Annotated in this window: 13 protein-coding genes; all 13 read left to right on the plus strand. The window is 50.1% G+C overall.

Going from position 1 to position 13,384, the window contains the following annotated elements; translation table 11 throughout:
• The first annotated feature begins 170 nt into the window (after positions 1 to 170).
• Positions 171 to 443 (plus strand): HU family DNA-binding protein, encoded by a 273-nt coding sequence (locus tag C2I18_RS12295; protein ID WP_249901454.1) that lies wholly within the window; start codon positions 171 to 173, stop codon positions 441 to 443.
• A complete protein-coding gene (locus tag C2I18_RS12300; protein ID WP_249901455.1) occupies positions 443 to 721 on the plus strand; it encodes an RNA-binding S4 domain-containing protein in 279 nt (92 codons plus the stop codon). Before C2I18_RS12295 ends, C2I18_RS12300 begins: the two co-directional genes overlap by 1 nt.
• Positions 722 to 879: 158 nt before the next feature.
• On the plus strand, positions 880 to 1,164 hold the full coding sequence (gene yabP, locus C2I18_RS12305) for a sporulation protein YabP (protein ID WP_249901456.1): 285 nt from the start codon (positions 880 to 882) through the stop codon (positions 1,162 to 1,164).
• Complete coding sequence (gene yabQ, locus C2I18_RS12310) at positions 1,161 to 1,724, plus strand: spore cortex biosynthesis protein YabQ (protein WP_249901457.1); 564 nt, start codon at positions 1,161 to 1,163, stop codon at positions 1,722 to 1,724. Before yabP ends, yabQ begins: the two co-directional genes overlap by 4 nt.
• Positions 1,725 to 1,747: 23 nt before the next feature.
• The gene (locus C2I18_RS12315; RefSeq protein WP_249901458.1) at positions 1,748 to 2,080 is read left to right on the plus strand and encodes an FtsB family cell division protein; all 333 of its coding nucleotides are present in this window, start codon (positions 1,748 to 1,750) and stop codon (positions 2,078 to 2,080) included.
• A gap of 124 nt (positions 2,081 to 2,204) precedes the next feature.
• Positions 2,205 to 2,705, plus strand: a complete 501-nt coding sequence (locus C2I18_RS12320) for a S1 domain-containing RNA-binding protein (protein ID WP_249901459.1) — start codon at positions 2,205 to 2,207, stop codon at positions 2,703 to 2,705.
• Between the two features lie 340 nt (positions 2,706 to 3,045).
• Positions 3,046 to 5,553, plus strand: a complete 2,508-nt coding sequence (spoIIE, locus tag C2I18_RS12325) for a stage II sporulation protein E (protein WP_249901460.1) — start codon at positions 3,046 to 3,048, stop codon at positions 5,551 to 5,553.
• 655 nt (positions 5,554 to 6,208) lie between these two features.
• The gene (locus C2I18_RS12330) at positions 6,209 to 6,955 is read left to right on the plus strand and encodes a vWA domain-containing protein (protein WP_249901461.1); all 747 of its coding nucleotides are present in this window, start codon (positions 6,209 to 6,211) and stop codon (positions 6,953 to 6,955) included.
• A complete protein-coding gene (locus tag C2I18_RS12335) occupies positions 6,945 to 7,883 on the plus strand; it encodes a serine/threonine protein kinase (protein WP_249901462.1) in 939 nt (312 codons plus the stop codon). The genes C2I18_RS12330 and C2I18_RS12335 overlap by 11 nt, the downstream gene beginning before the upstream one ends.
• A 76-nt stretch (positions 7,884 to 7,959) precedes the next feature.
• Complete coding sequence (gene tilS, locus C2I18_RS12340; RefSeq protein WP_249901463.1) at positions 7,960 to 9,402, plus strand: tRNA lysidine(34) synthetase TilS; 1,443 nt, start codon at positions 7,960 to 7,962, stop codon at positions 9,400 to 9,402.
• Positions 9,403 to 9,447: 45 nt separating this feature from the next.
• Positions 9,448 to 9,987, plus strand: coding sequence for a hypoxanthine phosphoribosyltransferase (gene hpt / locus C2I18_RS12345; RefSeq protein ID WP_249901465.1), 540 nt, complete (start codon positions 9,448 to 9,450; stop codon positions 9,985 to 9,987).
• 109 nt (positions 9,988 to 10,096) lie between these two features.
• Positions 10,097 to 12,151: an ATP-dependent zinc metalloprotease FtsH gene (gene ftsH, locus C2I18_RS12350; protein WP_249901467.1), complete on the plus strand. Its 2,055-nt coding sequence runs from the start codon at positions 10,097 to 10,099 to the stop codon at positions 12,149 to 12,151.
• A 268-nt stretch (positions 12,152 to 12,419) separates the two neighbouring features.
• Positions 12,420 to 13,358 carry a quinolinate synthase NadA gene (gene nadA, locus C2I18_RS12355; protein ID WP_249901468.1) on the plus strand — a complete coding sequence of 313 codons (939 nt, stop codon included), beginning with the start codon at positions 12,420 to 12,422 and terminating at the stop codon, positions 13,356 to 13,358.
• The last annotated feature ends 26 nt before the right edge of the window (positions 13,359 to 13,384 follow it).

Consider the following 13,384-nt stretch of genomic DNA (forward strand, 5'->3'; position numbering starts at 1 on the left):
GCTGTGTTCTCCGGCTGTTCTCCTTTATTTTTTGAAAAAACGGGGAGCCATGGCAGGAATTCAAGGCGGCATCCAGAATATCATAAAGACGAAATGACGAATTGCGGCAGATCTTGGCGCAGCTTGGCGTTTCATTTATTTTTTCGTATCTATAGGAGGAACTTCAAATTATGAACAAGACAGATCTGGTCAACAACATTTCCGAAAAAAGCGGATTGGCAAAAAAAGATGTAGAAGCAGTATTGAACGGGGTTCTGGGCGAAATTACAGAAGCTCTGGCTAAAGGCGATAAAGTTCAATTGATCGGGTTCGGTACTTTTGAAACCCGCAAACGTTCCGGCCGCACCGGCCGTAACCCGCAATCGGGCACACCTATTGAGATTCCTGAATCCACTGTACCGGCCTTCAAGGCTGGCAACAAGCTTAAAGAAGCCGTTAACTAATGCGTCTGGACAAATTCCTGAAAGTGTCCCGTCTGATCAAGCGCCGCACAGTGGCCAAGGATGTGTCCGAACAGGGCCGGGTACTGATCAACGGGCGGGAATCGAAACCCAGCAGTACGGTAAAAATCGGTGATGAAATCACCGTGCAATTCGGTCAGAAACTGGTGACGGTCAAAGTGGAAAAGCTGGTTGAAACAACCCGCAAGGACGAGGCCGCCGGTATGTATACACTGCTCCGCGAAGAGCCCGTTGCCAAGAGCAACGGTCTTGACTGGTGAGAACGGATTGTCTCTGGAAAAAGAGAAGCGCAGCTCTGCTTATGCAGAGCCTGCGCTCTTTTTTATGAGGAGATACAGTCTCTCAATTTGTAGATGTTCTGTGTTCTATAACGCTCCCCTCCGCCATAGATTAGAATCAAGAAGGAGGGGTACATGCTATGATCGATCCAGCCAAGGTTACCAAACAACATGATCTGCACATGCGCAGCCGCAAACAATTGGAGCTGACAGGCGTGCAAAATGTGGAGAGCTTCGACAGTGAGGAATTTCTGCTTCGTACGGAGCTTGGTCATCTCACCATTCGCGGGAATCATTTACATATCAAAAATTTAAGTCTGGAAAATGGGCTCCTGTCTCTGGAAGGCAATGTCCATTCCCTGATTTATCTCGATCCCGGTTCACAGGCCAAAAACAAGGGAATCCTCGGCAAGCTGTTTAAATGAACCCTTCAATCCAGTGGATAACACTGCTCTACATGATGCTGGCGGGTACAGCCATGGGACTGACCTATGACGGCTACCGGGTGCTGTCGCTGAAGCTCAGCTTTCCCAAATGGCTTAACGCATTTCTTGATCTGCTGTATTGGATCTGGGCTGCACTGCTGGTCTTTCGCATGCTTTATGCCGGAAATCAGGGAGAATTGAGGTTTTATGTCTTTGTCGGACTCTTTCTGGGTGTATGGATCTATTTTTTGATCTTCAGTGTTACGGTGCAGCGTTTTGTGGTAATGTTAATTCAGTCGGTTCAGTATACGTGCAGACTGCTGTGGAGATTCATAGTGATATTGATAGGCGTGCCGTTTCTTTGGCTGTGGCGTCTTTTAAGAGGAACGCTGCTGCTGCTGGGCCGGATCCTGTTATTTATTTTGAAGATTCTCCTGCGTCTAACGAAGCCAATATGGGTACTTCCTGTAAGATGGATCTCTCCATATATGTCCCGGCTCTTATCCAGCGCATGGGCACGGAAATTCACTGCATGGATGGGAAGATGGCGGAAACGCTGACCTTGATACTGGAGGTACGCTGCATGAACAGATTTATTGCTGAAGAGAAGAAGAACAACAAAGCTTCGGCTACCGGGGCAAAAAGAAGAAAATTCATCTGGATTTCTGTAGTTGCCGTCTTTTTCAGCTGGGCCGGGTATACCTACTTTGCCCAGAGTGCAGCGATTGCAGAGAAAAGCGGACAGCTCGTGAAGAAGCAGGAAAGCAGTGAGAGCGTTACCGCTTCCCTCAACCAGCTGAAATATGAAGTATCACGTCTGAACGATGATGAGTACATCGGGCAGTTAGCCCGTAAATGGTACAATATGTATCCTCAGAACGAACTGCCGATCCGTACAGAGCAATCAGGACAATAAAGCAGGCCAAAAGGGGCTTCTGCTGTGTTGCCTTGCTTTGTTCTTTACTGTATAATCAAATCACCGCAGACTGGATGGACTTTATATTCGTCTGTATATTTTTAAGGGAGGATCATTTTATTCTATGGCAATTGAAGTGGGCACCAAGTTAGAGGGCAAGGTGACAGGCATCACGCATTTCGGAGCATTTGTGGATCTGTCAGGAGGTGTCACAGGTCTCGTTCACATTTCGGAAATCGCCGATAACTACGTCAAGGATGTTAACGATCATTTGAAGATTGGTGATGTAGTTACCGTCAAGGTGATCAATGTTGACAAGGACGGTAAGATCGGACTTTCCATCAAGCAGGCCGTTGATAAGCCGGCATCTGAAGTACGTCCCCCCAGAGCTCCAAGACCTGAACGTCCAAGCGGCGGAGACCGTTTCGGCGGCGGTGGCGGCAGTGGTGGAGGCGGCGGTGGTTACAATCGTGAACGGGGTGGGCGTCCATTCAAGCCTGCAGCCGGTAAACCTTCATTCGAGGATAAAATGTCACGCTTCCTGAAAGATAGCGAAGAACGGATGTCTTCGATCAAGAAGAACACAGAAGGAAAGCGCGGAGGCCGTGGAGCCAAACGCGTATAATTATTGCTAGCTCATCATAAATAACCGCAGGGCATCCGCCCTTGCGGTTTTTTTGTCGGTACAGAACAAATTGCCGACAGCATCCCTTGGATTCTCACAAACAACAAGGGCAATCGCTGACGAATACCGGATGTGAAAATGCGCCAGTGTGACGGAACTGTGATCTATTTATCTATCAACCTGCTGTGCCGCAAGGGTTACAGGAGTTTTCCCGGAGATTGTCGGGACAGGCTTTTTTGTCGGAAATTTTTTACAGATTGCCCTGTGATTCTGACAAACTTTCTTAAGACCCCCGCTATATAATGAGGACCATAAATTCTCAAACGGGTGGTGCAGAGGAATGAATAAAGGCAATGTGGTAAGTTTACCGGATTGGGTTAAAGCAGGAAATAAGGACAAGGTACGGAAAGAAGCGTGGAGTACACGGGTCAGAAACTGGAGTGTACAGCAGCCGTTCATACAGTTCATTACAGTGAAAAAGTGGATGCTCCTGCTGAGCCTTATGGGCTTTTTACTGGGCCGTGCCATGATTTTGGACGAGCTGACCCCCTTCGCTGCGGCTTACTTTGCCGTTATTATGTTCATGCGCAAAGATTCTGTACTTCCTGTAGCCGCAGCTGTTATTTGCGGAAGCCTGTTCACCCCGTTCCCCGGTGCTGTAGTCATTGCCTCACAGCTGGTTATTTTTTTCCTCTTATACAAAGGGCTGGAGAGCTTCCAGCGTGTAGAACTCTCCTACGCACCGCTGATGGTGTTCGTCTCTTCTTTTATGGTCGGACTGTTCCAGATTGTAATCGGTCCTTCCTTTGCCTGGTATCCGCTGATGATGTCTACACTGGATGCTCTCCTCGGTTTTGTGCTTACACTTGTATTCCTGCAGGCACTCCCCCTGTTTACCTTCAAGCAAAGAAGCCGGGCGCTGCGGAGTGAAGAGGTGCTCTGCCTGATTATTCTGCTCGCCTCCGTGATGACCGGTCTTGTAGGCTGGACAGTTAACGGACTATCTCTGGAGCATATCCTGTCCCGTTTTCTTATCCTGATCTTTGCCTTGGTCGGTGGTGCTCCGCTTGGTGCGGCCGTGGGGGTTGTTACCGGACTGATTCTCAGTCTGGCCGATATCGGCGCGTTCTATCAAATGAGCCTGCTGGCCTTTTCCGGTATGCTTGCAGGAATGATGCAGTCCGGACGAAAAGGTACAGTCTCCATTGGAATGCTGCTGGGATCATCCATACTGTCTGTCTATTTCATGGGCCCGGGCGATGTGATGTCCTCCACCTGGGAGACCTGTGCGGCGGTAATATTATTTTTGCTTACACCAAAAACAATGATTTCGGCTATTGCCAAATACGTCCCGGGAACCGCCGACCACAGCCGTTCCCAGCATGAATATGCACGAAGAGTAAGAGATATTACAGCTGAAAGGGTAACGCAGTTTTCACAGGTGTTCCAGCAGCTGTCCAGCAGCTTTGGCCAGATTCCCCGTGCTGCTGAAGCAGGCAAAAGCGACCGGGAAATGGAAGACTTCATGAGCACTGTTACAGAAGGCGCCTGCTCTGGTTGCATCCGGCGGTCGCATTGCTGGGATGCCAAGTTCTATCAAACCTACAGATATATGACGGATATGATGACCACCGTAGAAGAATGCCCGGATATCACCGCAGCCCAGCTTCCTCCGGAATGGAGCCGGATCTGCGGAAGAACGGGTGAAGTGCTGGAGGTAATGAAAGGCCAATATGAACTATACCAGCATGATATGCGCTGGAAGAAACAAATATACGACAGCCGCCAGTTTGTAGCCGAGCAGCTGTCAGGTGTATCACAGGTAATGGAGGACCTGGCGAAGGAGATCAAACGTGAGGGACAGGCCATGTACCGGCAGGAGGGCCAGATCCGTGAGGCGCTGGAGCAGCTGGGGCTGTCCATTCACAGTATTGAAATATTGAGCCTTGATCCCGGACGGGTGGAAATTGAGGTGGTGCATGCCTACACCCGCGGATTTGACGAATGCCGCAAAATGATTGCCCCGCTGCTCTCCGATATTCTGGAGGAAAACATTTCAGTGGTAAGCGAAACGGCTGTGCATCCGCGTGAGGGCCTGTCGATGGTGACCTTCGGATCAGCCAAGGCTTATGAGGTAAGCACAGGGGTGGCGGGAGCAGCCAAAGGCGGTGACATGTATTCCGGAGACAGCTTCAGTACAGTGGAGCTTGGAAACGGCACCTTTGCTGTCTCGATCAGCGATGGGATGGGCAACGGGGAGCGGGCGCGTCTGGAGAGCAGCGCTGCGCTGTCCATGCTGGAGAAGCTGCTCCAGTCCGGCATGGATGAGAAGCTTGCGGTGAAGTCCGTCAACTCCATTCTGCTGCTGCGTTCGCCTGATGAGTTTTATGCGACGGTTGATATGGCACTGATCGACCAGTATTCAGCCCAGACTACATTTATGAAAATTGCCTCTGCGCCAAGCTTTATCCGCCGCGGCAGCGAGGTGATCCCGATTACGTCCAGTAACCTGCCAATCGGTATCATCAAGGATATTGATGTCGATCTCATCAGCATGCAGCTGCGTCCGGGCGATATTCTGTTTATGATGACTGACGGTATTTACGATGCCCCCGGATATGCCGTTAATAAAGAAATATGGATGAAACGGCTGATCCAGGAGCTGGAGGGCGATGATCCGCAGGATATGGCTGACAGCCTGCTGGAAAAAGTCATCCGTTACCAGGGCAATGACATCCATGATGACATGACCATTGTCGTCAGCCGGGTGGATCACTATCATCCGCAGTGGTCCAGCCTGCATATGCCCGGGATCGGACGGATGGACCGCCCGCGCACAGTAAGCTAATCTGCCATTAAAGGGGGGTTTGATGCTGCACCGGAACCAATCTAGTCTTGTCGAAGAGGAATTTCTCCATCTAATTCTCTGATAAATAGCCGTATTAAGATGCTAGTGGGAAAAACTCCACTTATTTATACGGGATAAGTCTCTAAAAACATGTATCAGCCGAAGTAGCCGGAGGATTTCCAACTAAGCTTCATAAAACGGGAAAAATGATAGGATTAGCTGGAGGTATTCCAACTAAGTATTGTCTCCATCTATTTTGAACTGTGTTAGATCTATCAGGACAATTTATTATTAGAGATTCATTAGGATATGCGAGTCGAATCGTGAGACCTGCTATCCCTGCCCCTCCCCGTTTCAAAAGCCGCTGGCTCAGCGGATTAAAGGAACTGAATGATTTTGGATGAGAATATACGGATCGGAGAGGAATTTTGGAGCTGTAGAAGCGTTAGCGTTCGCCTTTGTCCCCGGATTTTTACCTTATAGCATAATTATTAAATCTGGGGACAACAGCGATCGGAAGCCCAAAAGTTCCTTGGAGTGACGCATTTCGCAGACTTTAATCTTTTAATTCTGTGTTTTCCGTTAAGCGGCGTTTGAAATCTCTCTACCTTGGATATGCTAGAAACAGATACAAGGCAAAGGGGAGTGTATGGCCGTGAAGCAAATCCTGCTCATTACTGACGGTTGTTCGAACGTGGGAGAAAGTCCGGTGATGGCTGCGGCACATGCCCGGCAAGAGGGGATCACCGTCAACGTAGTCGGAGTCGTTGATTATGGAACCATCGGGGAGCTGGGCAGCCGCGAGATTGCCGATATTGCCAAAGCCGGAGGCGGGCTCAGCCGGATCGTCGGTACGCCGCAGCTTGCCCAGACGATTCAAATGCTGACCCGCAAAACCGTGGTTCAGACCATTCAGCAGGCGGTTAATAAGGAGGTAAAAAAAATACTGGGTGAAGGCTCACTGGAGGAGCTTCCGCCGCTGCAGCGCTCACAGGTTGTAACAGTAGTGGATGAGCTGACAGAGACCACGCCGCTGCGGATTGCACTGCTGATTGATGCCAGTGCCAGTATGAAGCCGAAGCTTGGTGCAGTGGAAGATGCCATCCGCGATCTGGCGCTCAGCCTTGAGGCGCGCGAAGGGCAGAGCGAGATAGCCGTGTTCCATTTTCCCGGACGGCCGGGGAGTGAGGATGCCGAGCTTGATTTGGACTGGACGCATAACGTATCTGAAGTCCGCTCGCTGTTTACCAGACTGAAGATGAAGGGGGCTACCCCGACGGGCCCTGCTATTTTCAAGGTGCTCGAACATTTCCATTGTGATAAACTGGATGAATATCATGACAATCGCCATGGCGAGGATCGTAATGAAAGAGAAGGGATGATTGGTGGGTATGTTGTCTAATCCGCCCTATCCTGCAGGCACTGTGATTACCGGCAAATGGCGGGGAAACCGTTATGTCGTGGAACGGATGCTGGGAAAAGGGGCGAACGGAACTGTATATCTCGTGCAGAGAGAGGGCAGGCAGGGGCGGTATGCGCTGAAAATCGGTAACGATACGCTTGAGCTGCAATCCGAAATCAATGTGCTCACCTCTCTGCAGTCCTGCAGGAAGCGCAGCGAGCATCGTGCCCGCCGCGAATCGCCCATGTCCTCTTATTTGTTAGAGTCTGATGACTTCAAGAACGGAGATAATGTTCCCTTCTATGTAATGCGTTATGTGGAGGGCAGGCAGCTGCATCACTTTTTGGCCAAAAACGGGGCCTCCTGGCTGGGCCTGGTCGGACTCAAGCTGCTTGAGAAGCTTCAGAAAATTCACGAATGCGGTTTTGTGTTTGGCGACCTCAAGCCGGAGAATGTGATGGTCTCCAATTACGGTGAAGCTGAGCTCATTGATTATGGGGGAGCCAGTCCCATGGGGCGCAGCGTAAAGCAGTTTACCGAATGGCATGACCGCGGATTCTGGAATGCGGGAAGCCGTACGGGCGATGAGGGGTACGATCTTTTTGCTTTTGCTGTACTATGCCTCCGTCTGCTGAATGAAGAAGGGCTTAAGGCCGCTGCCCAGCAGCTGCCGCAGACAAGAAGTGCCGAGGAGCTTATGCGGCTGGCGAGAAGCCTGCCGGATAAGAAGCTGTCCTCATGGCTGTGTCTTGCTCTAAAAGGCGGGTTTGCCGGATCGGCAGAGGCCTTGCAAATCTGGAGGGAACATATTTACCGGATGCGCAAGCAGCCTAAAGACAGCATTGCTACGCCCCGCTGGCTGAAGAACACATTCGCCTTATCCTTGTTTGTACTGATCTTTACAATTTATTGGTTGTTCCGTTTTTGACATTATACATATACCTCGATGCCGGATGTGCCGGACTGAAATTACGGGATGGATCGAGTAAGAAGGGAAGCTGCGTATGGAGCAGATGAATGAAATCGTGGAATCCGTATTGGAGTCTGCAGCCGAGCATAAGCTGTTTGGCCCCTATGACACCATTGTAGTCGCAGTTTCCGGAGGACCGGACTCTGTGGCTCTTTTGCGTATTCTGCACGAGATATCCCTGACCCGGACACCTCTTAACCTGATATGTGCACATGTGAATCATGGATTCAGGGCAGAATCCCGGGAGGAAGCGGAATTCGTCCGGTCGCTTGCCGGAGAGCTGGGCATACCTTTTGAGCTGGCTGAATATGATATTCCCGCTCTGGCCAAAAACAGCGGGCTTGGTCCCGAAGGAACCGCCCGGGAGAAAAGGTACCAGTTTCTGATAGAAACCGCGAAACGCTACGGCGCCCGTTCTGTTGCGCTCGCTCATCATGCAGATGACCAGGCGGAGACTGTACTTATGCGGCTGCTGCGCGGCAGCGGCCCCTCCGGCCTTGCCGGCATGCGCTGGAAAAGAACTGAAAAAAATGTGGAACTGATCCGCCCCTTTCTGCGTATTAACAAAACAGCTCTTGTCACGCTATGCCAAACCGGGGGATTTTTCTATGTTGAGGATGCCACTAATCTGCAGACAATATATAAGCGCAATGCAGTCAGGCTGGAGGTTCTCCCCATGCTGGAACAGCACAACCCCAAGGTGAAGCAGTCACTTCTGCAGTTAGCGGAAATTGCAGGGGCTGAAGATGATTTTATGGAGGCGAGCGCAGCCAAATGCTTCGATGAACTTGTTTCGGTCGGGCAGAGTAAATACACCTTTAACAGAGCTGCATTTGCAGCCGTACCCTCCGCTTTACAACGGCGTTTGATTAAACTAATATTAAATTATCTGTCGGCGGATTCCTCATCCTTGGATTTTTCCAAGATTGAAGCGGTGCGCCGGGGGACGCTGCAGAATGATCCCACCGTATGGAGTCTTGATTTAGGCGGGGGTCTGGTCTGTGTGCGTCAATATGATACGGTTTTGTTCTCGTCCAAGCCTCAGCAGCGGAAGTTAAGCTATACATATCGGATGTCTTTGCCTAATTCCCGGCTTAAACTTAAGGAAATAGGAAAAGTAATGACGATGACGGTGCTGGAGAAAGAAAGTTTTGTGGTACAGGGGGAAGACATTGGGAAGATGTCAGCCTGGTTCGACGGCGATGAGCTTATCCTTCCGCTGACCATTCGTTCCCGATTGCCTGGAGATACCATAAGGGTTATGGGATTAAACGGAAGCAAAAAGGTAAAAGATATTTACATTGACGATAAAATACCTTCTTCCGAACGCTCAGCCATTCCCCTTGTTTGTGACGGCCTGGGCAATATCGTCTGGATTCCGGGCGTTAGACGCTCGATGCATGCTGCAGTAGGGCGGCACACGGCCTCGGTTCTTCTCTTATCTCTGGAGGAAATGGAGAACGGTGAAGAAGCGTAATGGTCGAAGTAAGTCTTTCATAGTATAACTTAGGAGGTTCGCAAGTTGCAGAATGATATTCAGGAAATCTTGATCAGCGAAGAGGAAATTCAACAAAGAATCAGGGAGCTTGGCGCCCAGCTGAGCGCAGAATATGCAGGACGCACGCCATTAGTCATTTGTGTACTAAAAGGCGCGTTTATCTTTATGGCAGATTTGGTTAAAGTGATTACAGTACCTGTTGAAATGGACTTCATGGCGGTATCCAGCTATGGCGGTACAACAAAATCATCCGGTGTAGTCAAAATCATCAAGGATCTGGATACATCGGTTGAAGGCCGAGATGTTCTGATTGTCGAGGATATTATCGACAGCGGTCTTACACTCAGCTATTTAATGGATATGCTGCAGGGCCGCAATGCTGCTTCTGTCAAAGTAGTCACTCTGTTCGACAAGCCGTCAGGCCGCGCAGTGAATCTTGAAGCCGAATATACCGGCTTTGTGATTCCGGATGCATTTCTGGTGGGCTATGGACTGGACTATGCCGAGCTGTATCGGAACCTCCCTTATGTCGGTGTGCTGAAGCCTGAAATTTATTCCAAATGAACTACTCGACAGCCTTAGATCTACGGATCAGAATCCCGGCCTCTGACAATTTGAGGACTCCGGGCAGGCTATGGTACAATAACTTGAGCGTTGTGAGAGGAGGTAGGGGATGAATCGGTTCATCCGGAATTCTGGTTTTTATTTGATTTTATTTTTAGTTGTGGTGGGCATTGTCCAGTTTGTCAGCAATGGAAATGAATCCGCCGATTTCCCTAGATACGATGAGTTAAGGCAAGAAATGAAGGACAACAATGTGAAGAGCCTGACGATTCAGTTTGAAGGTAACGCGTTTCTGGTTACAGGCGAATATAAAGAACAGCCGACTGATGCAAAGTCCAAAAACTTCTCCACATATGTTCCTCCTACAGATAATGCCGTCAATGAACTCATAGGCTTCAGTGAAGCCAACGGTGTGGAACTGACCCAGAAGAAAATGGAAGGCGACAGCATCTGGCTGACATTCCTTTCTTCCATTATTCCGCTGGTTATTATGTTCATCCTGTTCTTCTTCCTGTTTAACCAGGCGCAAGGCGGCGGCGGCAAAGTCATGAACTTCGGCAAGAGCAAGGCCCGGTTATATAATGAAGAGAAGAAGAAGATCAGCTTTGAGGATGTTGCCGGAGCTGATGAAGAGAAGCAAGAGCTGGTCGAAGTCGTGGAATTCCTGAAGGATCCGCGTAAATTCGCTGCAGTAGGCGCCCGTATTCCTAAAGGCGTACTGCTTGTAGGCCCTCCAGGTACCGGTAAAACGTTGCTGGCCCGCGCGGTAGCAGGTGAGGCCGGTGTTCCGTTCTTCAGTATCTCCGGTTCCGACTTCGTGGAAATGTTCGTCGGTGTCGGTGCTTCCCGGGTACGTGACCTGTTCGAGAACGCCAAGAAGAATGCACCATGTATCATCTTTATAGATGAGATTGATGCAGTAGGCCGTCAGCGCGGCGCCGGACTCGGCGGCGGGCATGACGAACGCGAACAGACACTCAACCAATTGCTCGTCGAGATGGACGGCTTTGGCGGTAATGAAGGCATTATTATTGTCGCGGCCACCAACCGCGCAGACATACTTGATCCGGCACTCCTCCGTCCTGGACGTTTCGACCGTCAGATTACGGTTGACCGCCCTGATGTGAAAGGCCGTGAAGCTGTACTGAAGGTTCACTCCCGCAACAAACCGCTGACCAAAGACGTTAAGCTTGACGTGATTGCCAAGCGGACTACCGGATTTACCGGTGCGGATCTGGAGAACCTGCTTAACGAAGCAGCCCTGCTCGCTGCCCGCCGTAACCGCAAGGATATCGGCATGCGCGAAGTAGATGAGGCGATCGACCGTGTAATCGTAGGTACCGAGAAGCGCAGCCGCATTATCAGTGACCGCGAGAAACGTATTGTAGCTTATCATGAAGCTGGACACACGATTGCAGGATACTTCCTGGAGCATGCGGACATGGTTCACAAGGTTACCATTATCCCGCGCGGACGTGCTGGCGGATATGTTATTATGCTTCCGAAGGAAGACCGGATGCTGGTTACTAAGCAGGAACTGCTTGATAAAGTAACAGGACTCCTCGGCGGACGTGTTGCCGAAGAAATGTTCATCGGCGAGGTTGGTACTGGAGCATACAGCGACTTCCAGCAGGCAACCGGCATCGTGCGCAGCATGATTATGGAATACGGTATGAGTGACAAGCTGGGACCAATGCAGTTCGGCACTTCCCAAGGCCAGGTCTTCCTCGGCCGTGATATCGGGCATGAGCAGAACTATAGTGATTCCATTGCTTACGAAATCGATCAGGAAATGCAACGCTTTATCCGTGAGTGCTACGAACGCTGCCGTGAGCTGCTGACGAAGTACTCCAAGGAAATGCACCTGATTGCGAATACACTCCTCGAGAAGGAAACGCTGGAACTTGATCAGATCAAAGAGCTGATCGAACAGGGTTACCTGACTGAGGACGGCAAACGTGAGGATGCTCCCGCAGTGACTCACGAATCCGGAGAACCGGTAATCGATTCTATCGGCGATGTTCGTGTCCGCATTCAGGGCAAGGATGATGTACCTCCTGCTGCTCCGGATCTGACCAAGGATATCCCGAACAATCCAAATCCGGATGATAACAACAATAATTCAGGAAATGGCAACCAAGGCGGAGGCGGCAACCTCGTCTAAATGGTCCGGTCTGAATAAATAAGAAGTTAGCTCAACCGGAGAACCCCAGGTTCTCCGGTTTTTTTTATTAGAGGCATCTTACATTACATTGTCCTTCCCCAGTTACATTGACAGGGGGTGGAACGTTGTGTACATTAGTGATTAAATATTAAATTATAGTTAAGTTTGGCAACGGCAGACGAGCAGCTGTGCAGAACAGTTATATTCAGGCATCTGGGGATGAAGTGCAGGCTTACAGGCTGTGAAGAAATAAGGGGGAGAACTAACCGTGGAAGCTCTGGCGCTAGAGCGCAAGCAGGAACAGAACCGAGAACTTCGTGTGCGCCTCGAACAGCTTAAGAAGGAGCGCAATGCAATCATTTTGGCTCATTATTATCAGCGTGATGAAATTCAGGAAGTAGCGGATTTCCGGGGGGACTCTTTTTTACTCGCTCAAAAGGCGGCAGAGACCGATGCGGAAGTAATCGTATTCTGTGGTGTTCATTTTATGGGGGAAAGCGCTAAAATTCTGGCGCCGAACAAAACCGTGCTTATTCCTGATGAGCGTGCGGGCTGTCCGATGGCTGATATGGTCAACGTAGACGGTCTGCGCAAGCTGAAGGCACAGCACCCGAATGCCAAAGTTGTAACCTATATCAACTCTTCAGCTGAAATCAAGGCAGAGACAGATATCTGCTGCACATCTGCCAATGCCGTTAAGGTAATAGAGTCGCTGGATGCCGAAGAAATCATTTGGGTACCGGATAAGAACCTGGGGCAATATGTTCAGGACCAGACAGGCAAAAAGCTGATTATCTGGGAAGGCTACTGCAACACGCATGATATGCTTACCGTCAAGGATGTAATAGAAATGAGATCGAAATATCCGGAAGCTGAATTTGTCGTTCATCCCGAATGCCGCCCGGAAGTGGTCGCTATGGGTGATTATGTGGGCAGCACCACCTCCATTATTGAGTATTGCCGGAAATCGGACCGCCGGCAGTTCATTGTCGGAACTGAGGACGGCACAGGGTATCAGCTTCGTAAGGACAGCCCTGATAAGGAGTTTCATTTTGCAACCAAATTTCTTGTCTGCCCTAATATGAAGGTTAATAATCTAAAAAAGCTGGTAAAATGCCTGGAGACGATGAAGCCGCAGATTTATGTACCGCCTGCTGTCGCCGACAAGGCCAGAACTTCCCTAGAGCGCATGCTACAAGTCCGGTAGCATGCGCTACTCTTTCGTTGAAACAG

This window comes from Paenibacillus sp. PK3_47 (assembly GCF_023520895.1).
Classification (GTDB): domain Bacteria; phylum Bacillota; class Bacilli; order Paenibacillales; family Paenibacillaceae; genus Paenibacillus_AQ.